Source organism: Pseudomonas sp., assembly GCF_041601375.1.
In the GTDB taxonomy this organism is placed as follows: Bacteria; Pseudomonadota; Gammaproteobacteria; order Pseudomonadales; family Pseudomonadaceae; genus Aquipseudomonas.
Genome location: NZ_JBFIIG010000058.1, coordinates 1 through 22,731, shown reverse-complemented (window position 1 = coordinate 22,731; position 22,731 = coordinate 1). Strand labels below are relative to the sequence as shown.

Annotated in this window: 18 protein-coding genes and 1 pseudogene; 7 read left to right on the top strand and 12 right to left on the bottom strand. The window is 65.3% G+C overall.

Annotation, left to right across the window (positions count from 1 at the left end; translation table 11 throughout):
* Positions 1–195, top strand: a pseudogene (locus ABZE94_RS10240) (methyl-accepting chemotaxis protein); the annotation flags it as partial.
* A 423-nt stretch (positions 196–618) separates the two neighbouring features.
* On the top strand, positions 619–1,011 hold the full coding sequence (locus tag ABZE94_RS10235; RefSeq protein WP_372875421.1) for a DUF4280 domain-containing protein: 393 nt from the start codon (positions 619–621) through the stop codon (positions 1,009–1,011).
* A gap of 123 nt (positions 1,012–1,134) precedes the next feature.
* On the opposite strand, the gene ABZE94_RS10230 is transcribed toward ABZE94_RS10235, so the two are convergent.
* From ABZE94_RS10230 to tssB, 10 genes are all read right to left on the bottom strand, one after another.
* Positions 1,135–1,683 carry a toxin-antitoxin system YwqK family antitoxin gene (locus ABZE94_RS10230; RefSeq protein ID WP_372875420.1) on the bottom strand — a complete coding sequence of 183 codons (549 nt, stop codon included), beginning with the start codon at positions 1,681–1,683 and terminating at the stop codon, positions 1,135–1,137.
* Between the two features lie 37 nt (positions 1,684–1,720).
* On the bottom strand, positions 1,721–3,727 hold the full coding sequence (tssI, locus tag ABZE94_RS10225) for a type VI secretion system tip protein TssI/VgrG (protein WP_372875419.1): 2,007 nt from the start codon (positions 3,725–3,727) through the stop codon (positions 1,721–1,723).
* 60 nt (positions 3,728–3,787) lie between these two features.
* Complete coding sequence (locus ABZE94_RS10220) at positions 3,788–5,041, bottom strand: hypothetical protein (RefSeq protein WP_372875418.1); 1,254 nt, start codon at positions 5,039–5,041, stop codon at positions 3,788–3,790.
* 82 nt (positions 5,042–5,123) lie between these two features.
* Positions 5,124–7,670: a type VI secretion system ATPase TssH gene (gene tssH / locus ABZE94_RS10215; RefSeq protein WP_372875417.1), complete on the bottom strand. Its 2,547-nt coding sequence runs from the start codon at positions 7,668–7,670 to the stop codon at positions 5,124–5,126.
* A gap of 2 nt (positions 7,671–7,672) precedes the next feature.
* Positions 7,673–8,692 carry a type VI secretion system baseplate subunit TssG gene (gene tssG / locus ABZE94_RS10210; RefSeq protein ID WP_372875416.1) on the bottom strand — a complete coding sequence of 340 codons (1,020 nt, stop codon included), beginning with the start codon at positions 8,690–8,692 and terminating at the stop codon, positions 7,673–7,675.
* Entirely contained in the window at positions 8,656–10,449 is a 1,794-nt protein-coding gene (tssF, locus tag ABZE94_RS10205; protein WP_372875415.1) for a type VI secretion system baseplate subunit TssF, read from the bottom strand. Before tssF ends, tssG begins: the two co-directional genes overlap by 37 nt.
* Positions 10,433–10,849 carry a type VI secretion system baseplate subunit TssE gene (gene tssE, locus ABZE94_RS10200; RefSeq protein WP_372875414.1) on the bottom strand — a complete coding sequence of 139 codons (417 nt, stop codon included), beginning with the start codon at positions 10,847–10,849 and terminating at the stop codon, positions 10,433–10,435. The genes tssF and tssE overlap by 17 nt, the downstream gene beginning before the upstream one ends.
* A 36-nt stretch (positions 10,850–10,885) precedes the next feature.
* A complete protein-coding gene (locus ABZE94_RS10195) occupies positions 10,886–11,383 on the bottom strand; it encodes an Hcp family type VI secretion system effector (protein ID WP_372875413.1) in 498 nt (165 codons plus the stop codon).
* 74 nt (positions 11,384–11,457) lie between these two features.
* Entirely contained in the window at positions 11,458–12,936 is a 1,479-nt protein-coding gene (gene tssC / locus ABZE94_RS10190) for a type VI secretion system contractile sheath large subunit (protein WP_372875412.1), read from the bottom strand.
* 21 nt (positions 12,937–12,957) lie between these two features.
* On the bottom strand, positions 12,958–13,536 hold the full coding sequence (gene tssB / locus ABZE94_RS10185) for a type VI secretion system contractile sheath small subunit (protein ID WP_372875411.1): 579 nt from the start codon (positions 13,534–13,536) through the stop codon (positions 12,958–12,960).
* 190 nt (positions 13,537–13,726) lie between these two features.
* On the opposite strand from tssB, the gene ABZE94_RS10180 reads away from it, so the two are divergent.
* The 5 genes from ABZE94_RS10180 (at position 13,727) to tssA (ending at position 21,321) form a co-directional block, all read left to right on the top strand.
* The gene (locus ABZE94_RS10180) at positions 13,727–14,197 is read left to right on the top strand and encodes a type VI secretion protein (protein ID WP_372875410.1); all 471 of its coding nucleotides are present in this window, start codon (positions 13,727–13,729) and stop codon (positions 14,195–14,197) included.
* Positions 14,198–14,265: 68 nt separating this feature from the next.
* Positions 14,266–15,606 (top strand): type VI secretion system baseplate subunit TssK, encoded by a 1,341-nt coding sequence (gene tssK / locus ABZE94_RS10175; protein ID WP_372875409.1) that lies wholly within the window; start codon positions 14,266–14,268, stop codon positions 15,604–15,606.
* A gap of 9 nt (positions 15,607–15,615) precedes the next feature.
* Complete coding sequence (locus ABZE94_RS10170; RefSeq protein WP_372875408.1) at positions 15,616–16,380, top strand: DotU family type IV/VI secretion system protein; 765 nt, start codon at positions 15,616–15,618, stop codon at positions 16,378–16,380.
* A complete protein-coding gene (locus ABZE94_RS10165) occupies positions 16,377–20,243 on the top strand; it encodes a type VI secretion system protein (protein WP_372875407.1) in 3,867 nt (1,288 codons plus the stop codon). The genes ABZE94_RS10170 and ABZE94_RS10165 overlap by 4 nt, the downstream gene beginning before the upstream one ends.
* Positions 20,244–20,259: 16 nt before the next feature.
* Positions 20,260–21,321 carry a type VI secretion system protein TssA gene (gene tssA, locus ABZE94_RS10160; RefSeq protein ID WP_372875406.1) on the top strand — a complete coding sequence of 354 codons (1,062 nt, stop codon included), beginning with the start codon at positions 20,260–20,262 and terminating at the stop codon, positions 21,319–21,321.
* Positions 21,322–21,515: 194 nt separating this feature from the next.
* On the opposite strand, the gene ABZE94_RS10155 is transcribed toward tssA, so the two are convergent.
* Positions 21,516–22,232 carry a ferredoxin gene (locus ABZE94_RS10155; RefSeq protein ID WP_372875405.1) on the bottom strand — a complete coding sequence of 239 codons (717 nt, stop codon included), beginning with the start codon at positions 22,230–22,232 and terminating at the stop codon, positions 21,516–21,518.
* A 174-nt stretch (positions 22,233–22,406) separates the two neighbouring features.
* Positions 22,407–22,731, bottom strand: a 325-nt coding sequence (locus ABZE94_RS10150; protein WP_372875404.1) for a precorrin-6A/cobalt-precorrin-6A reductase, incomplete at its 5' end; no start/stop codon positions are given.

Genomic DNA, 22,731 nt, shown 5'->3' with positions numbered 1-22,731 from the left:
TCGGCGGGATACTCGCGGTGATCCGCAGCATCGCCGAGCAGACCAACCTGCTGGCCCTGAATGCCGCCATCGAGGCGGCGCGGGCCGGCGACAACGGCCGCGGCTTCGCCGTGGTGGCCGACGAGGTACGCTCCCTGGCCCCGCGCACCCAGGCCTCCACCGACGAAATCCAGGGCATGATCGAAGCCCTGCGCATCGGCGAGATCGCCGACCAGGTCAGCAGCCAGGCCAGCCGCCAGCGCGCACTGATCGAGCATATGCATGGGCACTGATGCGCCGTTGGATATCCACCTTCGGTAGGAGGTGCCCGCCCCGTCTTCGACGCCGCGCGGTCGCGCAGCAAACTGGGTGCTCATCCCCCCTGTCGTAGGAGCGGCCGGGCGGCGTTCCGCTTCAGCCGCGAAGCCTTGGCTGTGTCGTGAAGAATTCGCGGCTGAAGCCGCTCCTACAAAAGCGTCATAACCCGTAGAGTCAATGACATACAGGTTTTTGATGAGAGCCAGGAGCACGCCTAGTCCTTGCTGTGCCTGCAAGCTGGCACCCATGCTTTCGATTCGTGACACTGCCGGGTAACCGGCTAGGCTCTTTAGGCAGAGAGTGCTCACCAAGGAGAAAAGCATGGGTTGTCCGCAAGTCTGCTCCGGCGCCACCATGAGCTGCAGCTTCGGCGTCGCCCCGGCGGTGCTCAACGTGCTGCCAACCAATTGCACCATGACCGCCAGCATGCCGGCGGCGAACATCATGGATTACATCCCGCTGGTCAACATCCCCACGTTCGGCATGTGCCAGAGCCCGGCCAACCCGACCGTGGCGGCCGCCACCGCCGCGGCGCTCGGCGTGCTGACGCCGATGCCCTGCATCCCCGCCACCGCCAGCCCCTGGATACCCGGCGCCCCCACGTTCCTGATCGGCAAAATGCCGGCCCTGGACGCCAACTGCACACTGATGTGCAGCTATGCCGGGGTGATCACCATCAGCTACGCCGGCCAGGTGCAGATGCTGATTCCCTAGGTGCCTGCGCGCCCACGGCCGACCGTAGGATGAGCGCAGCGCTACCCATCGATAGTTACCCAAGCCTTACCGGTAGGCAGGCTTCTCATCCGCCGCCACTCGCTCGTTACGCCAGCCTCATCGTCACGCCTCCGGCGCCTGGGTCAGCCGCCGCCACCACCAGGCCAGGCGCGAAATCGGCTTGCCCTCTTCGTCCAGCGGCCGACCGTCCTTGCTGAACCGCTGCTCGGCCTCGGCGACCTGGCCCTGCTGAAACAACTGCCGCCAGGACAACTTGGCGTCGGGATGAAAGCGCTGCTGCAGGCCATGCAGTTCGCCGGCGTGATAGCGCTGCCACTCGGCCAGGGTGCCATCGGCGAAAAAGGTTTTGACCTCGCCGTGCAGCAACCCGCCGCGGTAGTTGGCCTGGCGCTGCACCCAGCCCTCCGGCGCGTAATAGGTCGCCGGGCCATGCAGTTTGCCGTTCTCGTAGTTCATCCGCGCCATCGGCTTGCCGTTGGGATAGAGCAGCGCGAAGGGACCGTGCAGCACGCCCTGGCGATAGCTCAAGCTGGCCTGCGGCCGGCCCTCTTCGTCGACGCGTAGCGGCCCATCCAGATTGCCATCCTGCAGCGTGCCGCGCAGCTGGCGGTCGCCGCGGTGCAGGTTGAAGGTGCCATTGGCGCCGCTCACGCCGACGCCTGCTGTGCGGTATGCCGATCGCGCGCCATCAATTCACCTGCACCAGGCCGCCCTTGATGGTCAGCATGCCGCCGCCGTCCACCGTCTGCTCGGCGCTGGCCTTGTTGATCAGACTTACGCCGCCGTCGTTGGTCAGGGTGGTGCCGGCCTTGTTGTCCAGGGTGGTGCCGGCCTGATTGGTCAATGCGGTGCCGGCCTTGTTGGTCAGCGCCGTGCCCGCCTGGGCGGTGAGATTGGCATCGCTCTTGACGGTTAAATCGCCCGTACTTTGCAGGGTCAGGGTACCGGCGACCTTGATCGACAGATTGCCGCTCACGGTCAGGTCGTAGTTGCCGGAGACCTTGTGCGAGTAGTTTCCACCCGTGCTGTGGGTCTGGTTGCTACCGACATTAACCGTACGGGTTTCGGTCACGTCGAGCGTATCGCTACCAAGCTCAATGGTGACGGTGCGGCTGCCTTGCTCCAGGGTGATGGTCTCGTCACCCTCCTTTACCGTGCGGGTGCGAGCCTTTTGCACGGTCTGGGTTTCGTTATGGCCGATGGTGCTGGTGCTGTCGTTGAGCACTTTGACCTTCATGTTTTTCTGCGCCTGCAGAAAGACTTCCTCGCTGCCCTTCTTATCCTCGAAGCGCAACTCGTTGAAGCCGCCACCGCCCTTGCTGGAATTGGTCTTGATCCCGGACTGGGTCTGGTTGGCCGGCAGTGCATAGGGCAGCGCGTTATCGCCGTTGTACACGCAACCGGTGACCAATGGCCGGTCCGGGTCGCCGTCGATGAAGGTGACTATCACCTCCTGACCGATGCGTGGGATGAACTGCATGCCGAAGCCCTTACCGCTCCACGGCAGCACCACGCGCACCCAGCAGGAGCTGGTCTCGTCGTTGGCGCCGGTGCGGTCCCAAGGGAACTGGATCTTGATCCGGCCGTACTCGTCGGTCCAGATTTCCTCGCCAGCCTTGCCGACCACGATGGCGGTCTGGGTGTGCATGCGCGGCTTGGGCGTGCTGCGCGGCGGCCGGTAGCTGGTGCTCTTGGGCATCGCCTCGAAACGATTGCGGTAATGCTCGTGGCTGGCCTCGTGGCTGACCTGGGTCACCACCCACTCGATATTCGCCGTGTCGTCTTCGTGGCCGCTCAACGTGAAGCTGTGCCCCGGCACCAGCCAGCGGCAATCGCTTTCGCCGATAAAGCGGCTTTCCTGACTGCGCAGCGCATCCACCCGCATCGTGCCCAGGGCATCGCCGCGCGCCTTGGCGGTATAGCCACCAGGATGCTCATACACCGACAACGGCCCGGCGACCGCCTCGGCCTGGCCATAGAGCGAGGTGGTCGGCGTGGTGAACTCATAATCGGTGGCGCGGTAAACGCCGGACACCGCCTGCCGGCAGATCTGCCCCGAGCGGATGCCATGCAGCTCGCGCTCACCCATCTGCTGACCGAAGTAGGCGATGGTGCTGGCGTTCGGGCAGGGCGGAAAGGCATCGTTGCTGTCGCCCAGCACCAGGGTATGGGCGCCGTCGGCGTGGGTGAAGAACCAGAAGATGCCCTCCTCCTCGAGCAGCCGCGAGACGAAGGCGAAATCGCTCTCGCCGTACTGCACGCAATACTCGCGCGGCGTGTAACTGCCGGTCAGCTGCAGGTCGTAATCGCTGAAGCCGTGCTCGTCGAAGATGCTGGTGACGATGTCGCTGGTCGCCAGATTCTGGAACACCCGGTTATTGCTGGCCAGGGTCAGCCACCACAACCAGGGCCGCAGCAGCAGACTGTAGCGCTCGGCCGTGGCATCGCCCGGCAGCTGACGGATCTCCGCACAGAGCGCATCGATCGGCCGCAGCAAATCGTCGTTATGCAGGGTGGCGGTCAGGTGCGAAGCCACCGCATCGGCCAGGGTCAGGGCCGTGGCGCTGTTGCCGTTCAGCATCAGGCTGCCGAGGCCGTTCAAGGCTTCCTCGCCGGAGAAGTTTTCCGGGTACAGATCGCTCAGCGCCGTGGCGGTTAGGGACAGGCTGGTCGATGTGTCGGTGGGGCGGGACATTGCAGGCCTCAATTGGATAGCTACTAATGCATAACGGTGGCACCGGGTGCATTGCTAGCGTTAGTGGCTAAATACAGTGCCATCCACGTCAGCGGGGAAGGCCCCTAGCTTGTGAAGCCTTAAGATAATGCGCTCGATAATGCAGGCGGAGGCATTGTGCGCGTCCGGCCCGTTAAGGTCCGTGAGACAACCCAAATCAAAGAAGTACTTTATTAACAACTCTATCGTCATGGACTTACCTTCGAAGTCGATTCGGGTGTCTTTCTCCGCCGCATATAGCGCCGCGAGCGTGTTGACGCGCGCTGTGTTCCAGTACTCGTTTGATTTGTCCTGCGGCTTCGCCGGAAGGGCCTTTTTCAAGATTCGACCTGGCAACAATGCTGCGTTCTCGTCTCCTTCGTTTAGCTGCTGTTGCATTCCCATGAGCATGTCTTCACCGCCACCCACCATATAGGCAGGATAGATGCCGTCATCCATGGCTACTAAGCCTGGTGTTTTTTGCGCGATCTTGCGAAAAGGGGCTTGAATGGAGACAAATTGCTGGGCTGGCGAGTTGAAATCTGGCTTGTTTGGCGCCGGTATCGGCTCGCGTATTCCCACGACTCTGTCCCCCGCTTTGATTTCCCTTGGGAACACTTGCTTGGGCACCGGAACGCGGGTTGGGTAGCCGACACCAAGGCCAGCAATACGTTTGGTCTGGTGTATGCCGTCCAATTGGCGCTGGACAATCGGGTTTGTGTGCCTAGTGACTTCGGTTTGAATCACATCCTGATCCATCATTAATATCCGCTGTGGCCTGTAGGGCAGCGTATCGGCAAATGCCAGGGCGGCGGCGCGCGCGGCACCAAATCCGGTCATACCCCCGCCGCTCCAACCGATCAGATGCATATTGCGAAATTGCGCCATGACTCGGGACATCGCCTGGGCGTAGTTGTTGAAGTCAAGTTTGTGCACCAACAGATAGAGCGGCTCGTTGCGCAGGTTTATTGGGTGCCACGCCAGGCTGTAGTCACTGCACAGATCAATAGCGAGTTTCTTCGCGCTTCCTCCGCTGATGACGATGACCGGCACGTTGCTGGATCGCAGGTGCGGTTCGTGGGAGGGGCCCGCCCTCAAAAAAGAAAACCACGTGTCGTTCTTGGCGCCGGCCATCGATTTGCACACAGCGATACGTTTTTTCAGCGCGTCTTGCATGCTGACGATGGCGCCGGGAGTCTGCGCTTTGTGAACAACTACGGGAGAGTATTTGCAGGCGGGCCGCGTAGAAGCATCCATCCATTCAGGGTTGCGGACCAAGGCAATTGGATCTGGCATAAGAGCTTCTCCTTAGGGCATGACTATCCTTTGTTAACACATTGCAAGCGTGGCAATGTGTATCTGTTATTGCGTACATTTTTTACTCCAACACCCACTCCGCCAACTTCCCCGCCACTTCGGTCATCAATACATTCTCGATATCCCTGACCCCCGCCGAGCTGCATTTGGCCAGTACCGCCTGGACGATGCCGGGGTCGAAGTCGAAGTGTTTGCCGGTCGCGGCCTTGTAGCGGGCGCGGAGTTTGTTGAGCTTGGCCTTGACGATGTTTTCCAGGGTGGCGTCGTCGAGGTTGCGGTAGGGCACCACAGTCATGCGCGCGAGAAAGGCCGGGCGGAAGTTGCGCAGCAGCTCTTGGCGCAGTAGGGCATTGAACGCTTCGCCGGCGATCTGTTCGGCCGGGGTGTCGAGGATCAGTTCGGCGCCGACGTTGCTGGTGGCGAGCATCACGGTGTTCTTGAAGTCCACCACCAGGCCGGTGCCGTCTTCCATCACGCCTTTGTCGAAGACGTTGTAGAAGGCCTCGAGCACATCCGGGTGGGCCTTCTCGATTTCGTCGAGCAGCACCACCGAATAGGGTCTGCGGCGTACCGCTTCGGTGAGCACGCCGCCGCTGCCGTAGCCGACGTAGCCAGGCGGTGCGCCCTTGAGCTGGCTGACGGTGTGGGCTTCCTGGTATTCGGAGAGGTTGATGCTGATCAGGTTGCGCTCGCCGCCGTACAGGGCGTCGGCCAGGGCGTAGGCGGTTTCGGTTTTGCCGACGCCGGTGGGGCCGACCAAGAGGAATACCCCGACCGGCTTGGCCGGGTCGGTGAGGCCGGCGCGGTAGGCCTGGATGCGCTGGGCGATGGTGCCGAGGGCGACGTCCTGGCCCATCACCCGCTGGCCCATGCGCTGGCCGAGGGTGCGCACGGCGTGGGCTTCGTCGGCGAGCATCTTGCCCACCGGGATGCCGGTCCAGCCGGCGATCACCGCGGCGACTATCTTCGAGTCCACCTGTTCCGGCACCAGCGGGTCGTCCTGGCGAATCGCTTCCAGTCCATGTTCCAGACGCGCCAGTTCGGAGGCCAATTGGTCGATGCGACTGTCCAGTTCCTTGACCGGCTTGCTGGCATCGACGCTTTCGCTCAGCGCCAGCAGTTCGCGGCGGGTGTCCAGCAGTTCGCGCACCGCCTCACGCTCTTCGCCCCAGCGGATTTCCAGTTCGCGGATGCACTGGGCGTTGCCGAGGGTCTCGCTGTCCAGCTCGCCGATGCGCGTGCCGTGGTCGAGGCCGGTGGCCTGTTCGCGCTTGAGCCGGTCGAGTTCGTCCTGCACCGCGACCTGGCGGTGGCGCAGGCTTTCCAGGGGCGGCGGCACGTCGTGCTGGGCCAGGGCGACGCGGGCGCAGGCGGTGTCCAGCACGCTGATGGCCTTGTCCGGCAACTGGCGACCGGAGATATAGCGATGGGAGAGCTTCACCGCATCGTGAATGGCTGCATCCAGCACCTGGACGCCGTGGTGCTGCTCCAGCTTTGTGGCGACGCCGCGCAGCATGTCCACGGCGGTGGCCTCGTCCGGCTCCTCCACCTGCACCAGCTGGAAGCGCCGGGTCAGGGCCGGGTCTTTCTCGAAGTACTTCTTGTATTCCAGCCAGGTGGTGGCGGCCACGGTGCGCAGTTCGCCGCGGGCCAGGGCCGGCTTGAGCAGGTTGGCGGCATCGCTGCCGCCTTCGGCGCCGCCGGCACCGATCAGGGTGTGGGCCTCGTCGATGAACAGGATGATCGGCTTGTCGGCGTTGCGCACGCCGTCGATCACGCCCTTGAGCCGCTGTTCGAATTCGCCTTTGACCCCGGCGCCGGCTTGCAGCAGGCCGAGATCGAGCACCCGCACCGTCACCTCCTTGAGCGGCGGCGGCACGTCGCCGGCGGCGATGCGCAGGGCCAAGCCTTCGACCACCGCGGTCTTGCCGACGCCGGGGGCGCCGACCAGGATCGGGTTGTTCTGTCGCCGGCGCAGGAGGATATCGATGCACTGGCGGATCTCGCCGTCGCGCCCGACTATGGGGTCGATGCGGCCGTTGCGCGCATCCTCGGTGAGGTCCTGGGTGAACTGCTCGAGCAGCGACGACTCGCTACCGGCCTTGGCGCCTTGGCTCGGCTTGGCCGCGCCTGGCGCGACACTCTCGCGGGAGGAAGCGCACCATTCCTGCAGATTGCCACGCAAGGCGTCACGGGGAATGCGCAGCAGCGAGGAAGCGCTGTTGAGCAGCAGCGCGCGGCGTTCGTCGCGCTCCAGCAAAGCCAGCAGCAGCAACCCGGAACGCACGCTCGGCTGGTTCTGCATGCTGGCCTGCAACACCGCGTCTTCCAGCAACGCCACGGTCTGGCTGGAGAGCGCCGGGGTGCGGGTGCAGCCACCCTTGAACAGCTCCAGCGCCAGGTTGATTTCGGCGGCCAGGGCATCGCGCTCCAGGCCGAAGCGCGGCAACAGGCAGGCCAGGTCGCCGCCTTCGATATCCAACAGTTCCAGCAGCAGGTGCTCGATCTCCACATAGTGGTGGCTGCGCTGCATGCAGCGCTGGGCGGCGCGCTCCAGGGCGCGGCGGCAGTCGCCGTTGAGGCGGGTGACCAGGGTGGCGAGATCCATAGTCAGGCACTCCCCATGGCGGACAGGCGCATGTCGATGTGGCGCAGTTGACGCTTGGGCTGGCGCTCCAGCCAGCTGTTCCAGGCGGCCCGCGGCGGCGCCAGGCGACTCAGGGTCAGCGCCGGGGTTTCATTGATCAGCAGCCGCAGCGAGCAGTCCAGATCGGGCCCGAAATAGAAGGCGGCCAGTGCCGCCAGCTGGCCATGGGCCTCGCCGTCCGGCAGGAAACTCGGGTAACGCTGGCCGTTCAGTGGGCCGAGCACCACGCGGATTCCAGCATGCTCGTCCCACACGCGCTTGCCGGCCACGGCGCTGCGACCGAGGCTCAGGTTGCGTCCGGGGCGGCCCAGACAACTGCGGCTGGCCAGGGGAATATCGCGCCAGGCGCCTTGGAACTGTTCGAGGCGCACGCTGACGGCGAAGTGATGGCGGACGATGGTTTCGAAGCCGGCCAGGGAGCGTCGGGCCCCGGCGAACAACGCGGTGCGGGCGACGATCAGCCCGTCGGGAATCGCCTGACGCCCCTGCAGCGGGCGCGGCAGCAAACCAGTGAGGGCGCGCAACTGGTCCTGCACCGGGCTGTCCTGCGGCGGCACGAAGCCGATGGCCACCCGATATTTGCGCAGGATGCGGTAGAGCAGCGAGAGCAGGCGGTGCTGGAACAGGTCGAGGAATTCCGCCGGGCCATGGTCCTTCAGTCGCGCGCGCTGTTGCAGCCATTCCTGATAGGCGTAGGGCAGCGGCCCGTCCGGGCCGCCGAGGCCGAACACCGGGGTGCTCAGCACCGCCTGGGCCTGCGCCGGAAACTCCAGGCGCGCCACCTGACTGGCGGCGAACAGCGGCGTCAGCGGGCCGCGCAGGCGCACGGCCTCGCGTCGCGGGTCGATGCCCTGGCCCAGGGGCGTGGCCTGCGGCTGGGCGCGCTCGAGCAGCAGCAGCGCTTGCAGCAACTCGAACGCCTGCGGCTCATCGCGCAGGCGTTCGCCTACAGGGACAGCGGTTCGCCGACCTGGGGACGCCATGTCTTGATCTCCTTATCGCCAAGCAGCAGCACGGTACGCACGAAGCGGTTGGTATTGGCGTAGAGCGAGAAGAAATGCGCCAGCACCCCGGAAAACAACAAGGGGCTGGCGCCGACGAAATGCGCCGGATCAAGGCTGACGCGCACTTCCAGACCGTTGCGCCAGCCGCGCCAGGCATCACTGCCGACCCGCTCGACGATGCGCACGCTGGCGATGCCGGCGAGGCCTTCGATCTGCCGCCGCGCCGCGGCTTCGTCGCGCAGGTTGTGCAGGGTGAGCATTTCCTTGAGCGCGGCCAGGGCCTGTTCGCCTTCCACCAGCGACAGGTGATTGAGGCTCAGCTGCGACACCAGACGCCAGCGCGAGGCGCCGCCCAGGGCCGGCAGCGACTGGGCATGGGGCGAACGCAGCAGGCTGACGCGCAGCACCGGCCCCGGCCGCTCGAAATCCAGACGGGTGCCGGCCGCCAGGGTTTCCGCCAGATGGCGGTTGGTGCACAGCAGCTCCGCGGTGAGGCTGTAGTCGGGAATGTCCACGGCCGGGTTGAAGTGGGTGTCGACCAGGCTGAGCAGCATGTCGGTGCCGTGCCGCCCGGGATTGCGCCCGGAGATACGCCGCGCATGCCAGAACAGCCGGCCTTCGCCCATGCCGTGCTGACAGGCGTAGTAGGGTGCGACCAGTTGCGCGCGCTGGCCGGCGCCGGCCCGCAGGTTGCGGATGCTGTGGATTTCCACGCTGTTCTCGCGGTAGGCGTCGGCGATCAGCCGGTACTCGCTGCGGGTGCCGTCCGGGCGTAGCGGCTCGGAGGTGCGCGGAAACAGATTGATCAGCGGCGCGCAGCCGAGGGCGATGTCTTCCGGGCGCAGGCTGACCCGCGCCGAAGGCATGCGGTCGAGGAGGATATAGATGTCGAGCAGTTCGCCGGCGTCGGCGGGAATCGACAGGGGCAGGTCGAAGAAGGCGAATTTTTCCGGACAGGCGAAGTATTCGGCGAGCAGGCGCAGGCCCGGATGCAGGCCATCCTCGTCCGGCAGCAGGGCCTCGTCGGGGCCGAAGCCTACCGGCTCGGGACGCCCGGCGACGGCGCGCGGCTGGCTGCCGGGCAGACCGCAGAGGCTGTGCAAGGCATTGCCGCAGAGCAGGTCGTAGAGCACCGCGGCGGTGACCGGCGAGCCGGCCAGGTGAATCCGCAGAGTACGGATCGGCAGCGCGCTCCACGGATCCTCGCCCACGCAACGCAGGCTCAGGCGCAGGGCCGCGCGCGCCTGGGGGGCGCCGGTCAGGGCCTGGGTCTCCTCGGTGTCGAGCAGCACCGCGTCGGCCACTTCCAAGGGCCAGAGGGTGACGGTGGCAGCGCTGCGAAAATTCACGCTGTCGCCGCTGGCGGTCGTGACGAACAGCGGGGTGTCGCGGGGCAAGGCATAGCCTGCGCTGAGGCTGCCCTTGCTCGGATCCGGTTCGAAGCGGGCGATGGCGCAGGACGGCAGTGGCCGCAACGCCAGCGGATAGAGTTGCTCGAGCAGGGCGTCGCTGAATTCTGCATAGCCATCGTCGAGGCGCCGTTGCAGACGCGCAGACAAAAGCGAGAAGCCTTCGAGCAGGCGCTCGACATGCGGGTCGGGGCATTCGCCGGCGGACAGTTCCAGGCGGCTGGCGATCTTCGGGTAGCGCTCGGCGAAGCCGGCGCCGGCCTGACGCAGCCAGGTCAGTTCGCGCTGGTAGTAATCCAGCAGTTGCTCGTCAATCGAATCGCTCATGCACCACCCCGTCGGCCAGATCCATCACGAAGGCCACCGGCCAGGTTTCGTTGCCACCGCGCAGGTGTCCGGCGAGGCGCAGGCGCAGGGCATGGCGGCTGCCGTCCAGCGGCTGCACGTCCACCTCGGTCAGTTGCAGGCGCGGCTCGAACTGGGCAATGGCCAGACGGACCTCCCGCGCCAGTTTGCGGCGGTCGTCGCCGCGGTCGGCATACAGGCCGCTCCAGTCGGCGATGCCATAGTCGATCACGGTCAATTGTTTGAGCCGTGGACGCAGCGAGCGGCGGGTGTTGAGCAGGCGCAGCAGCTCCTGACGCACCGATTCGCTGAGCGCCTGGCGATCGAAGACCGCGGCCTGGCCGAACCCGGCCTCGTCCTGCGAGGCTAGGCGATCGAGCAACGGCGCCCGGCTGCGTTGCCGGAACGCGACCACCGCTTACTTGACGACCTTGTTGGCAGCCATATCCCAGGTCGATGCGGCCGTGCCTTCCTTGGTGCCGTCGTCCTTCTGCGCGGTCAGTTCCCATTTGATCTTGGTGAAGTTGAGCGACAGCGTCTCCACCGGCTTGCCGCCCGTACCGCCGCTGACGCTGACGTTGGACAGCACCACGTTGGACAGGGTGTAGACGATGAATGGCAGGATCTGCCCACTGCCCTCGGCGGCGTTACGGCCGAGGGTGATCTTGGCTTCGCTGATGGGCTTGCCGGAACAGCAGTATTCGTTGAGGGTCGGGGTCGAGGTGTCGATGAACTTGGTGAGGGTGAACTCACCGATGTGGGGACGGCCGGAGGTGCGCTCCGAGTTGCTGACGTCGTTGGTCACCTGCATGGCGACGTTGTGGCTGTAAGACATCAATTCGATCTTGTCGGCAAAACCTTCGAGCAGGCTGTCGCCTTTTATATCCGCGCCCAGGTCGAGAATGATCGCATCCATCGCGTGCAGCTCCTGAATCTATGAAGAAGAGAATTGCGGGAGAAAAACCGCCGGCCACCGGCCGGCGGCGGACTTCAGGCGGCTGGCGGCGGCAAGGTTGCCACCAGACGGATAGAAGCGGTCAGTTCCTCGAGCTGGAAGTGCGGCCGCAGGAACACGGTGGCACGGTAGGCTCCGGGCTTGCCGGCCACCTCGCTGACATCCACCCGCGCCTCGCGCAGCGGGTACTGCGCCTTGATCTCCTGGGGCGCGTTGTCGTTGATCAGCACGTAGTCGGAGATCCAGTTGTTGAGGTAGGTCTGCACGTTGTCACGGGTCATGAAGCTGCCGATCTTGTCGCGCATGATCACCTTGAGGTAATGGGCAAAGCGCGAGGCCGCCAGCACGTACGGCAGCATCGCCGAGATGCGCGCATTGGAGTTGGCCTCGGCAGTGTTGTAGACCTTCGCCAGGTTGGTGGTCTGGCCACCGAAGAACACCGCCAGGTCGCTGTTCTTCTTGTGACACAAGGAAATGAAGCCGAGTCCATCCAGCTCCTTCTCGCGGCGGTCGGTGATCGCCACCTCGGTCGGGCACTTGAGCGCCAGATCGCCGGCGCTGGTGGTGAAGGTATGCGCCGGAAGACCCTCGACCGCGCCGCCGCCCTCGACGCCGCGAATCGCCGCACACCAGCCGTATTTGGCGAAGGCATCGGTGACGCGCTGGGTCAGCGCCCAGGCGGCATTGCCCCACAGGTATTTGCCGTGGTCGGTGCCGTTGACGTCCTCCACATAGTTCATGCCTTCCACCGGCAGGGTGTCAGGGCCGTAGGGCAGGCGCAGCAGCACATGCGGCAGCACCAGCGACACGTAGCGTGAATCTTCGCTGGCGCGGAACGAGCGCCACTTGATCAGCTCCAGGCTTTCGAAGACCTTGGCCAGATCCCGCGGCACGGCCAGTTCGGTGAAGCTGCTCATGTCGAACAGGCGCGGGCTGGCAGCGGCGATGAAGGGCGCATGGGCGGCGGCGGCGACGTTGGAGAGCTTCTCCAGCAGGGCGATGTCCTGCGGATGACGGCCGAATTCGAAGTCACCCATCAGCACGCTGAAGGGATGCCCGCCGAAGGTGCCGTAGTCCTCTTCGTAGACTTTCTTGAACAGCACGCTCTGGTCGAATTCGACGGCTTTTTCCAGGTCGTTCAACAGTTCCTTCTGGGTCACGTTGAACAGGCGCAGCTTCAAGCGGGTGCTGGTTTCGGTGTTCATCACCAGAAAGTGCAGGCCGCGCCAGGAGGCCTCGAGCTTCTTCACTTCGGGGTGGTGGAGGATCTCGTTGAGCTGGCTGCTGATCAACTGATCGATCTGGTCGATGCGGTCGTTGATCATGGCCACGGTGTCCTTGTCGACCACCATGCCTTCATCGAGCACCTGGGTGGCGAACTCCGCCAGCATGTCGCGCGCATAGGCCTGCTGGCTGTCGTCGTGGGCCATGCGGCCTTCGGCGACGATGCGATCGAGCAGGGTCAGGGTGGTGGACTCGGTCGAGCCCTGCGCACCGGGTTTTGGTTCGGCCATGGCTAGTTCTCTCCGGAATGATCAGGCTTGGGGTTCGTCTGGCTGGTCGGCGGCATCGCTGGCGGGTTCGGCGGCGGGTTCGGCACTTTCCGCGGCCTGCGTGGCGCCTTCGGGGCGAGCCGCCTTGATTTCCTGCAGACCCTCGGTGTTGGCCACCACGTCCTGCAGCAGCTTGTCCAGATCGTCGTTGCCGTCGAGCTTGGTGAGCAGGTCGCGCAGACGCTGGCGGGCCTCGTACAGGCGCCGCAGCGGGGTCACCTGCTTGACCAGGTTGACCGGATCGAAGTCGTCGAAATGGGAAAAATTCAGTTCCACATTGAGTTTGCTGCCGTCGCCGCTGATGCTGTTGTCGACCTGCACGGCCAGGCGCGGGGCGGTGGAGGCGAGTACTTCGTTGAAGTTGTCGCGATCGATCTCGACGAAGCGCCGCTCGCTCATCTTCGCCAGGGGGGTTTCCGGCTTACCGGACAGATCGGCGAGAATGCCGACCACCAGGGGTAACTCCTTCTTCTCGATGGCGTCGCCGATTTCGACGTCGTAGGTGATTTGCACTCGTGGGGGACGTACTCGATCGAGCTTGTGTTGGGTACTTTCAGCCATGATCCTGCCCTTACTCCAGACATTGAGCGTGCACGCAATGTCTAGGTTTCCCTCCCCATCGCGCTCCTTGCGAATCGCGACCGACTGGCTGAGCCGGACGGTAGCGATCCTTCATTCGTCCTGTCGGCGAACTACCCAAGACGCTAGAACAGGTCTATAAAAAAGCAAATTCATTGATTAACGGATTCTCATGAAACCTGGACGTTTCACCTCTGCGGCCCTGCTGCTGGGCCTGTTCCCTCTGCTGACCTCCTGTTCGTATTTTTTTCAACCCTCGGTCGAATTGCGCGCACTGACCCTGGACGTAGCGCCGCAGGCCAACAGAGACACGCCCCTGGCCGTGGATTTCGTCGCGGTGCAGGATCCTGAGCTGTTCACCCTGCTGCTGTCGATCCCGGCCAAGCAATGGTTCGAGCAGCGCGAACAGTTGCGCCGCGACCACCTCAAGGCCATCGATGTGTGGAGCCTGGAACTGGTCCCCGGCCAGTTCATGGAGTCGCGTGACATCCCCATGGCTGGCAACCCTGCGGTTGGACTTTTGGTGTATGCCGGCTATAACAATCCCGGTACGCACAGACTGCGCCTCGATCAACAGAAGACCGTCTGGCTGCGTTTCGAAAGCAAGAATATGCGGTTGCTCGGAGACGCCGCTCAACGCTGAGTAGCGCACGGACACGCAGGGGGAACCCTCCCTGCAAGACCCAGAATGGACGTCGGAGGGGGCGCGGCATGAGCGGCATACCGGATGCAATTTGTTGGCATGAAGGCATGCACCTGCTGCCTCAACATTTCCAGTTGCAGGGCCTGCGGGCGGAAACCCTGGCCGCGCGCCAGGCGGCTGCGGCGCAACCATGGTTCTGGGGCATCGACCTGCTCGAGGTGGACGAGGCGGCGCTGAGCAGCGGCAAGGTGCGCATCACCGCCCTCGAAGCGATTCTCCCCGATGGCTTGCCGGTCGGCTTCGATGCAGCCAGCCGCCGGGGGCTGGAGCTGGATGTCATCGAAGCCATCGACGCCTCGCCGCAATGCATGACCACCGTTTACCTGGCCATCGCGCCGCTGTATCGCGCCGGGCAACTGGCGCCTCTCAGTGGACGCTTCCAGTCCGTGGACAGCGAGCCGGTGCCGGATCTGGCCAGCGGCCAGTTTCCCGAGCCGATCAACGTCTGGCGCGCCGATCTGCACCTGGTGTGCGAGAGCAACAAGGCCGACTCGGTCTGCCTGCCCTTGCTGCGTATCGGCAAGCAGGGCGGCGGCTACGCGCGTATCCCCTATGTGGCTCCGACCGCGCGGGTGCTGCCGGAATCGCTCTTGGGGCAGAAGGTCGCCGCGCTCTGTGCCCGCACCCGGGAAAAATGCGTATACCTGGCCGGGCGCCTGCGCCAGGCGCAGCAGGCCGGCAATGCCGAGGACTGCCAGGAAATCGGCCGCCTGCTCGCCGCCCTCTGGGCACGTTTGCCGGAAGTCGAAGCGGCGCTGGGTAGCCGCGTCGCCGCGCCAGCGAACCTGCACCAGTTGCTGAACGGTATGGCCGGTTCGCTGTGCACGCTCAACCCGCTGGCTGGGGTGCCGGCCTTCACCCCCTTGGCATACGAAGAGTTGCTGGCCGGTTATGCGCCGGTGCTGGATTGGTTGAATGCCACCCTGGATCTGCTGCGCGCCGGTTACCGCTGCATGCCGTTCGCCCGCGACAATCATGGTTTCTGGATCGATTTGCCGGTGCGCGAAGAGTCCTGGCAACGTCTGGTGATCGGCCTGCGCATGCCCGCCGGCGTCGGCGAACGCGCCGCCAGCCAATGGATGGAGAGCGCCATCGTCGCCTCCGAAACGCACATAGTCACCCTCGCCCGGCAGCGCATGCACGGCATGCCGCAGCAACCCCTGAGCCGTAGCGAACAGATCGCCTACAGCGTCGGCGAAGACACCCGGCTGTTCGCTCTGCAAGGGGCGCGGGAGTGGTTCGACCCCAGCCAGCGCCTGCGTATCCTGGTGCCTGGCGGCGGCAGCGAGGTCGAACCCTGGGAAGTGGTGCTCTTCGTGTCAGACGCCAACAGCAGCGCCGACGAGTGAGGCCGACGCATGTCAGATAGCCTATCGCGCCTGCGCATCGGTTCGATGAACCAAGCGCCGTTGAGCGCCGCTTTCGGCAAAGCCTGGGCCCAGTGGCTGGATACCTGGCCGAGTTTGTCCACTACCACCGAAGGCGCCGAACAGGCGGTCGCCCAAGCCGCGGCAGAGGCGAGCCGGCTGACCCGCCGGCTGTGGCGCGATGCCTACGCGGCGGTCGGCGATGCGCCGGGCGGCCAAGCCAAGGCCATGGTCTACGCCTTTGTCGCCCTGCTCGACGAAACCATGCTGTTCAACCCCTGGCCGGGCCGTCGGCAATGGCAGGAGCAACCGCTGGAATCGCGTCTGTTCAATACTCGCGCGTCCGGCGAGCGGATTCCGCGGGCGATCAACAAACTGCTCGGCGAGTCCGATCCGGCCACCCGCGATCTGGCCAATGTCTATTTGCAATGCCTGAATCTGGGCTTCCAGGGGCGTCTGCGCGGCGCCCGCGGACAGGTCCTGCATGAGAAGTGGCGGCACGCGCTGTTCGCCTTCGCCTGGCAACGCGACGCCGACACCCGGCGGGTCGGGCCCATGCTCGAACAACCCGCGATGGCGCCGCCCGGCCGGCTACCGATGCGGCGCATGCTGCCCGACGGTTTGCGCCTGAGTCTGTTCATCGGCTTGGGGCTGGTGCTGATTCTAGGCATCGGCCATCTGTTCTGGCGCGATATCGCTCAGCACCTGGAACCCATTCTTTACCAAGCCGGCAGCAGCCAGGAGCATCCATTATGAGCGGCATGAGCGGCCTGGAAATAGTCCTGCTGGTGCTCGGCGTACTGGTGCTCCTGGCGCTGCTGACAGCACTGGCCTTGTGGCTGCGCGGGCGCATCGACGGCGCTGCGCGCAGCTGCTATCTGGCCGTGCAGCAGATGGAGGGCGACCTCGGCATCAAGGACCGTTACCAGACCCCCTGGATCATGCTCCTCGGCGATGAACAGAGAACCGACGAATTGTGTCGCGCCTGGCGCCTGTCCAGTTCGGGCAAACCCGGCTGGTTCGGCCGCTGGTGGTACGACAGCGATGTCGCGGTGCTGGCGGTGCCCGGCGCCATGTTCAGTCACGGCGAAGGTGCACTGGTGCAGATCGCCGCCTGGTGGCGGTTGTTGCGCATGCTGGTGATGATGCGTGCCGGCCGACCACTCGATGCGGTGATCTGGACGGTACCGGCCGAACGGCTGTGGGCCTCCGACCAGGCCGCCGCGGCCGGTCTGGCGGCGCGACGTAAATTCAATGAAATGCTGCAACGGCTGGGCCTGAGCGTACCGGTTTATCTATTGCTGACCGGCCTGGAAACCTTGCCCGGGATCAAAGAGTTGGCCGACGCGCTGCCCGAGGACGCACGCGACCGGGTGTTCGGCTGGTCCTCGCCATTCCCCCCGGGCACCGCCTGGCATCCGGAATGGAGCGAGATCGCCATCGATCAACTGGTGCGCGTATTGTCCGAGGAGATCACCGAACTGGGGGTCTTGTCCGGCAAAACCGAAGAAGCGCTCTATCTGCTGCCGCGCCAGTTCGAGGCCATTCGCAGCAACCTGCAAACCCTCTGCGATCCGGTGTTCCAAGGCAGCGCCCTGGGTGAGGCGCCGCAGCTACGGGGGATTTATTTCTGCGCAGCGATGCCGGTGTTCGGCGTCGACGCCGACCCGCTGACCGAGGTCGAAGAGTTGCCGCGCGAGCCGCTGTTCGTCCGCCGCCTGCTGCGCCGGCGGGTATTGGCCGAACAGGGTCTGACCCAGCCGGTGCCACGCATCCTCCACCTGCGCCGGCGCTGGCAGCGGGTGGTCGGCGTTAGCGCCGCCGTGCTCGGGCTGTTCTGGCTGGTCGGCATGCTCTGGCTGTGGCAGGTCGAACGACAGGACGCCGATACCCTGGCAGGCCTGCTGCACGAACTCAGGACCGACCACCGCCCCGGCTTGCGCGACGACGCCGGCGCCCGGCGAAGCATCTCTGCATTCTGGACGATGTTGGACGAAGCGCCACGCTGGCGTTACTCCTCGGTGCTGTTGCCCAGTTCGTTTTTTTCCTCATTGGACCCCCGACTGCGCCAACACCTGCGCCAGCTGGCCAGCGAGCGCCTCTATCAACCGCTGTATGCAAGCCTGCAACGAGATATGGAAGCGGTGAGTTCCGCGCGCGTGGATGGTCACCGGCGCGGCGCTGGCGGCGACGCCGAATCGCCGGAAGCATGGCCCAGCTACCTGCGCGCCCGTCAGTTGCTGGACCAGGCGATCGCCCTGGAGAAGCAAAGCGCGCGCTTCAACCTGATGCTGGCTGGCAGCAAAAGCCCGCTTGACGATGCCGCCGGGCTGTCCGGCGAGCTGCTCGAACTCGAACTCAATGCAGAGCGCCTGCCCCTGCACAGCCGTTACAACTGGCTGTTCGCGCGCTCCAGCCAAGCCCTGGCCAGCCCGGTGGAACTGGTCTCGATTCGCCAGGACACCGGCAAACACTTCGTGCAACTGATGCGTATGTGGCTCGACCGTCTGTTCGCCGACGAAAGCTTCAGCAGCACCGCCGGACAAGTCAGGCGTCATCTGCAATATCTGCAGAACGGCCAACGCAATTCGATTCTCGAGTTGGAAGAACTGAGCCTGAACATCATCCAACTCCGGCGCATGGTCTCGGCCACCAATACCGCCTGGAGCCGCGGTTCCGGCCAGGACCTGACGCCAGGTTATTCCGCCATGCTCGATGAGGCCCGGCAAAGCAGCTTGATCGGCCCGGCCATGGTCGATCAGACACAAGACCATGCCATCCGCCTGCAGAAGGTGTTCCGCGATCAATGGCTGGACGAGGACGATCCGCATAACAGCATCCTGCGTCAGCAAAGCGGCGGTAGCATCGAATTTCAACCCAGCATGGCCAAACTGGATATCGCCATCGACATGTTGCTGCGCCAGGATTTCGCCGCTGCGGCGCTGGCCAGCGACGGCCTGGCCCACCGTGGCGAGCCCTTGCGCGGCATCGACGGCGACAGCCTACACAGCGCCCTACGCTATATCGCCAGCTACCGCAGCTATCTCGAACAAGGCGTCGCCAAGGTGCCTTTCGAATACCGTGGCGCCCTCACCGCCAGCGCCAAATCGAGCACCGCGATCACGCTCTGGAGGCTGTTCACCGCGCTGAAACCGAACGCCGCCGTCGGCTTGCACGGCAACCGCGCCTTCAACGTGCCGGCGCAGGATGCCAGCGAGGTGGCCGCGGCCTTTCGCACCCTCGGTCATGCGGACATGGCCGACGCCTTCATGCTGGAGCTCAATCGCCGCGCCCTGCAGGATCTCGGCAACGCCAATGCCGAGCTGCAAGCGCTTGCCTTGTACCAACCGCTGCGTGGTGACTTCGCCTGGTGGGACGGCAGCCAGAACCCCGGGCTGCGCGCTTATCGCTCGGCCACCGCCCAGGACATGCAGCAATACCTGGCCGCGCAAGCCAACCTGGTCGCCGACCTGCACAGCCGTATCGCCCCGGCGCTCGATTGGTTGCAGGCCCAACGCACCAGCCTGGCGGCCGGCAACGTCGAACAGCTGGAACGTTGGCAGGCGATGGCCGTGGAGCTGCAGAAATACACCGACAAGAACCCCAACAGCGCACCGGCACTGTTCGAACGCTTCGCCAATAGCCTCAACAGCATGGAGCTGAGCAACTGCCGTACCGTCCTCGGCGAGGCCGTGCTGCCCAGCGGAACGGACGCGTTCTCCCAGCGCGCCCGCGACGTCGCCGGCCTGGCTGCCCAACGCTGTGCACAACTGCAGGAACAGACTGCCGCCGCCGCCTGGAACCAGCTGTCGAGCTATTTCTCCCAGTACCTGGCCGGACGCTTCCCCTTCGCCTTCAGCCTCAATGCCGCGGATGCCGACCCCGACCGGGTGCGTCTGTTCCTGCAACTGCTCGACGACAACCTGGACCAGGCGCAAACCGGACTGGCGCAAAGCCTGTCCGCAGATGCGCCGACAGCGATAGCGTTCCTCAAACAATTGCAACTGGCCAGGGTCTGGCTCGATCCACTGTTCCAGCGCGATCAGGACGGCATCAAGGGCATCGACCTGGACGTACGCTGGCGCACCGACCGCGGCGCCGAACAGGGTGCCGACCAGGTGATCGAGTGGTCGATGCTTGCGGGCAGCGAGCAGATCAGCTATCCCGGCGAGGACAATCACCGCCTGCGCTGGACGCTCGGGCAACCGGTCAAGCTGGCCCTGCGCTGGGCCAAAAACGCCACTCAGCGACCGGCGGACGATCCGCTGCAAACGACACTGGCGGTCTACGAATACGAAGCCGGCTGGGAATACCAGGGGCCCTGGGCGCTGTTGCGTCTGTTGCGTACCCACGTCGCCTTCGAGCGCCTGGCGACCATCGATTACAGCGAGACCCCGCTGGCGTTCCGCCTGCCGGTCTACGCGCCTCACAGCAGCGACAACCATGCGCTGATGTTCATGCGCGTGGCCCTGATGAACCCCAGCGGCAAGGCGCCGCTGGCCATAGCGCCGCTGCCGGTCAAGGCACCGGCATCGCCCTTTTCCAGCCCCCCGGCAGCCACCCTGGCGATATCGTCGGCCGCCCCCTGGCCGGCCTCCTTCTCCACCATCGAACCCTAGGAGTCAGCCCATACCCATGGATGCCGTCGCCCTTCAGGCCGCGGGCTTGCTGGAGCCGATCACCGGCTCGCAGCCCTGCGGCAGCAATATCCGTCACCATCCGGAATACGACAGCCTGCGCGAAGCCCGCCGCGAAGACGACGAGAGCCTGCCCAGCGGGGTCTGGCAAGCCGACCTGAAACGTGCCGACTGGATCGCCGTGGAGCGCCTGGCCAACGAAATTCTCAGCCACAAGAGCAAGGACATGATGGTCGCCGTCTGGCTCGGCGAGGCCTGGCTGCACCGCCATGGCTTCGCCGGATTGACCGCGGGGCTGAACCTGCTGGCCAACCTCTGCGAGCGCTTCACCGACGAGCTGCACCCGCAACCCCAGGACGGCGACCTGTCCTGGCGCTCCAGCCCGCTGGAATGGTTGGTCCGCCGTTATGCCGAGGTGCTGCTGATCCGCGTGCCGTTGCTCGGCGAAGTGGGCCAGGAATTCGCCAAGTTCAGCTTTGCCGACTGGCAACAACTGCAGCGCAGCCTGCTGATCGGCAGCGACAGCAAGAAGGCCAAGGCGGAACGGGAAGCCGCGCAGACCACCCAGCGGCAATTGAACGACGCCCTGCGCATGCTGCCCGGCGTGCAATTTCGCCAGAACCTCCTCTGGCTCACGGAAAGCCGCGCCGCCCTGGCCAGGCTCGAGGCCTGGAGCGATATCCAGCTGGCCTTCGACTCGCCCTCCTTCACCCCGCTACGCCAGACCATCGAGCAGTTGACCACGCTTATGCAGGAGTTCCTCGCCATGCATCCCGCCACCCCGCCCCAGCCAGCCGTAGACGAATCGCCCTTCTTCACCGAGGAAGCGCCCCCGGCGGTCGCCCTGGGCCGCGCCCCTGGCAGTCGCGACGAGGCCTATCGGCAACTGGCGCTGATCGCCGAGTACCTGGCCAAGACCGAGCCCCACAGCCCGGTGCCCTACCTGATCAACCGCGCAGTGGAATGGGGACAGAAACCGTTACGCGACCTGCTGGCCGAACTGATCAGTTCCGACGCCGAAGCGCGCCGCTTGTGGACGTTGCTCGGGGTGCTGCCCTAGCCGCAGGCGGGTATCGGGCACCGATGCCAAGGCGGCTATCGGCGGTTGTGAAAATATCGAACGCTGTAGCGAGAGCGTCTTCAGGCGTTCGCGGCAAGCTGCGCCGCGTTCGGCTCGGAGCGAAGGGCGGTCCAGGCGAGGGGCGGTTCGGGCGGCGTTCCGTTCGGAGCAAAGCGACAGCCCGCCGGATTCTCTCAGTCCCGGGGCATCAACAGCTCGGGCACTTCACGGCCTTCGACGAACTGCTGCTGCACCAGCTTGCACACATCCGCTTCGCTGCGAATCTGATACCAGACGCCGGACGGATAGAGGCTGAGGGTCGGCCCCTGGTCGCAGGGAAACTGGCACTGGGTCCGGGTGAGATGCACGCCCCCCTCACACTCCAGCTTGCCGGCGGCCTTGAGCTGCGTGCGCAGGCTTTTCCACAGCGGCAGGGCGCCGCGACGGGTGCAGCGCGGGCCGTTGCACAGCAGCACGCGGTAGTGGTGCGGCGGGATCTGCGACCAGGCGTGGCGCTCCGGCAATTCGGCCACGCCGACACAGGGCAGGTGCAGCTCCGGCCGCGCGATCAGGGCGCAGGCGGCCTCGACCGGCAGGCCTTCGCTCTGGCCGATGGCGCTGGCGACGAACAGCTGCTCGGGCTCGGCCTGCCGGCCCAGCTCGCTGCGCAGCCAGTCGAGGTGGGCACTGCTGCTCTGCGGCTCCAGGTCGATCACCAGCAACGGCCGCTCAGCCTCGGCGACCCGCTGCCAAAGCCCGGCGTAACCGGCCGTGGTGTCGACTACATCGGCCAGCGCCGCCGTGCCGCGCAAGGCCGCCAGGCGCTGACGGAACAGCTCGGCAAAGGAACCCTGGGCAAGGTCGGGCCCGACGAAGAGAATGCGGGCGTAGGGCGAAACGGGCGTGGTCATGGCGGCCTCCAAAGCGGGGCGGCAGTCTAGCAGGCGATGCGTTTGCGTAGGGTGGGTTAGCCGCATGCGCTGTTGCCGAACAACACAGCATTGGCGATGCGGCGTAACCCACCATGGGCGCAACGCGGTCCATGGTCTGGTGGGTTACGCGCCGCACCACCGTCGCATGTGGATTCACGGTCGGCATCCCGCGTCGCTAACCCACCCTACGGGGTCGGGGTCGTTAGGTTGGGCAGCGCCGTAGCCCGCCTCCTGCAGCACCTGCCAGAGCGCATCCAGGCTGGCGAACTCGCGCTGCACCGGCGGCAGGCTCGGCCGGCGCAGCAGCACTACCGGCAGGCCCAACTCGCGGGCGACTTGCAACTTGGGCTCGGTGGCCTGGCTGCCGCTGTTCTTGCTGATCAGCACATCGGTCTGCAGGCGGGCGAACAGGGCGCGCTCGCCGTCCAGGTCGAAGGGCCCGCGCGCGCCGATGATTTCCGCCCGCTCGACCGCAGGC

What these genes read in the sequence shown, in the direction of transcription:
- tssB (WP_372875411.1), bottom strand. Translation starts at nt 13,536, where the DNA reads ATGGCTGAAAGTACCCAACACAAGCTCGATCGAGTACGTCCCCCACGA.
- ABZE94_RS10165 (WP_372875407.1), top strand. Translation starts at nt 16,377, where the DNA reads ATGAGCGGCATGAGCGGCCTGGAAATAGTCCTGCTGGTGCTCGGCGTA.
- ABZE94_RS10155 (WP_372875405.1), bottom strand. Translation starts at nt 22,232, where the DNA reads ATGACCACGCCCGTTTCGCCCTACGCCCGCATTCTCTTCGTCGGGCCC.
- ABZE94_RS10180 (WP_372875410.1), top strand. Translation starts at nt 13,727, where the DNA reads ATGAAACCTGGACGTTTCACCTCTGCGGCCCTGCTGCTGGGCCTGTTC.
- ABZE94_RS10170 (WP_372875408.1), top strand. Translation starts at nt 15,616, where the DNA reads ATGTCAGATAGCCTATCGCGCCTGCGCATCGGTTCGATGAACCAAGCG.
- tssH (WP_372875417.1), bottom strand. Translation starts at nt 7,670, where the DNA reads ATGGATCTCGCCACCCTGGTCACCCGCCTCAACGGCGACTGCCGCCGC.
- tssI (WP_372875419.1), bottom strand. Translation starts at nt 3,727, where the DNA reads ATGTCCCGCCCCACCGACACATCGACCAGCCTGTCCCTAACCGCCACG.
- tssC (WP_372875412.1), bottom strand. Translation starts at nt 12,936, where the DNA reads ATGGCCGAACCAAAACCCGGTGCGCAGGGCTCGACCGAGTCCACCACC.
- tssA (WP_372875406.1), top strand. Translation starts at nt 20,260, where the DNA reads ATGGATGCCGTCGCCCTTCAGGCCGCGGGCTTGCTGGAGCCGATCACC.
- tssK (WP_372875409.1), top strand. Translation starts at nt 14,266, where the DNA reads ATGAGCGGCATACCGGATGCAATTTGTTGGCATGAAGGCATGCACCTG.
- ABZE94_RS10235 (WP_372875421.1), top strand. Translation starts at nt 619, where the DNA reads ATGGGTTGTCCGCAAGTCTGCTCCGGCGCCACCATGAGCTGCAGCTTC.
- tssG (WP_372875416.1), bottom strand. Translation starts at nt 8,692, where the DNA reads ATGGCGTCCCCAGGTCGGCGAACCGCTGTCCCTGTAGGCGAACGCCTG.
- ABZE94_RS10195 (WP_372875413.1), bottom strand. Translation starts at nt 11,383, where the DNA reads ATGGATGCGATCATTCTCGACCTGGGCGCGGATATAAAAGGCGACAGC.
- ABZE94_RS10220 (WP_372875418.1), bottom strand. Translation starts at nt 5,041, where the DNA reads ATGCCAGATCCAATTGCCTTGGTCCGCAACCCTGAATGGATGGATGCT.
- tssF (WP_372875415.1), bottom strand. Translation starts at nt 10,449, where the DNA reads ATGAGCGATTCGATTGACGAGCAACTGCTGGATTACTACCAGCGCGAA.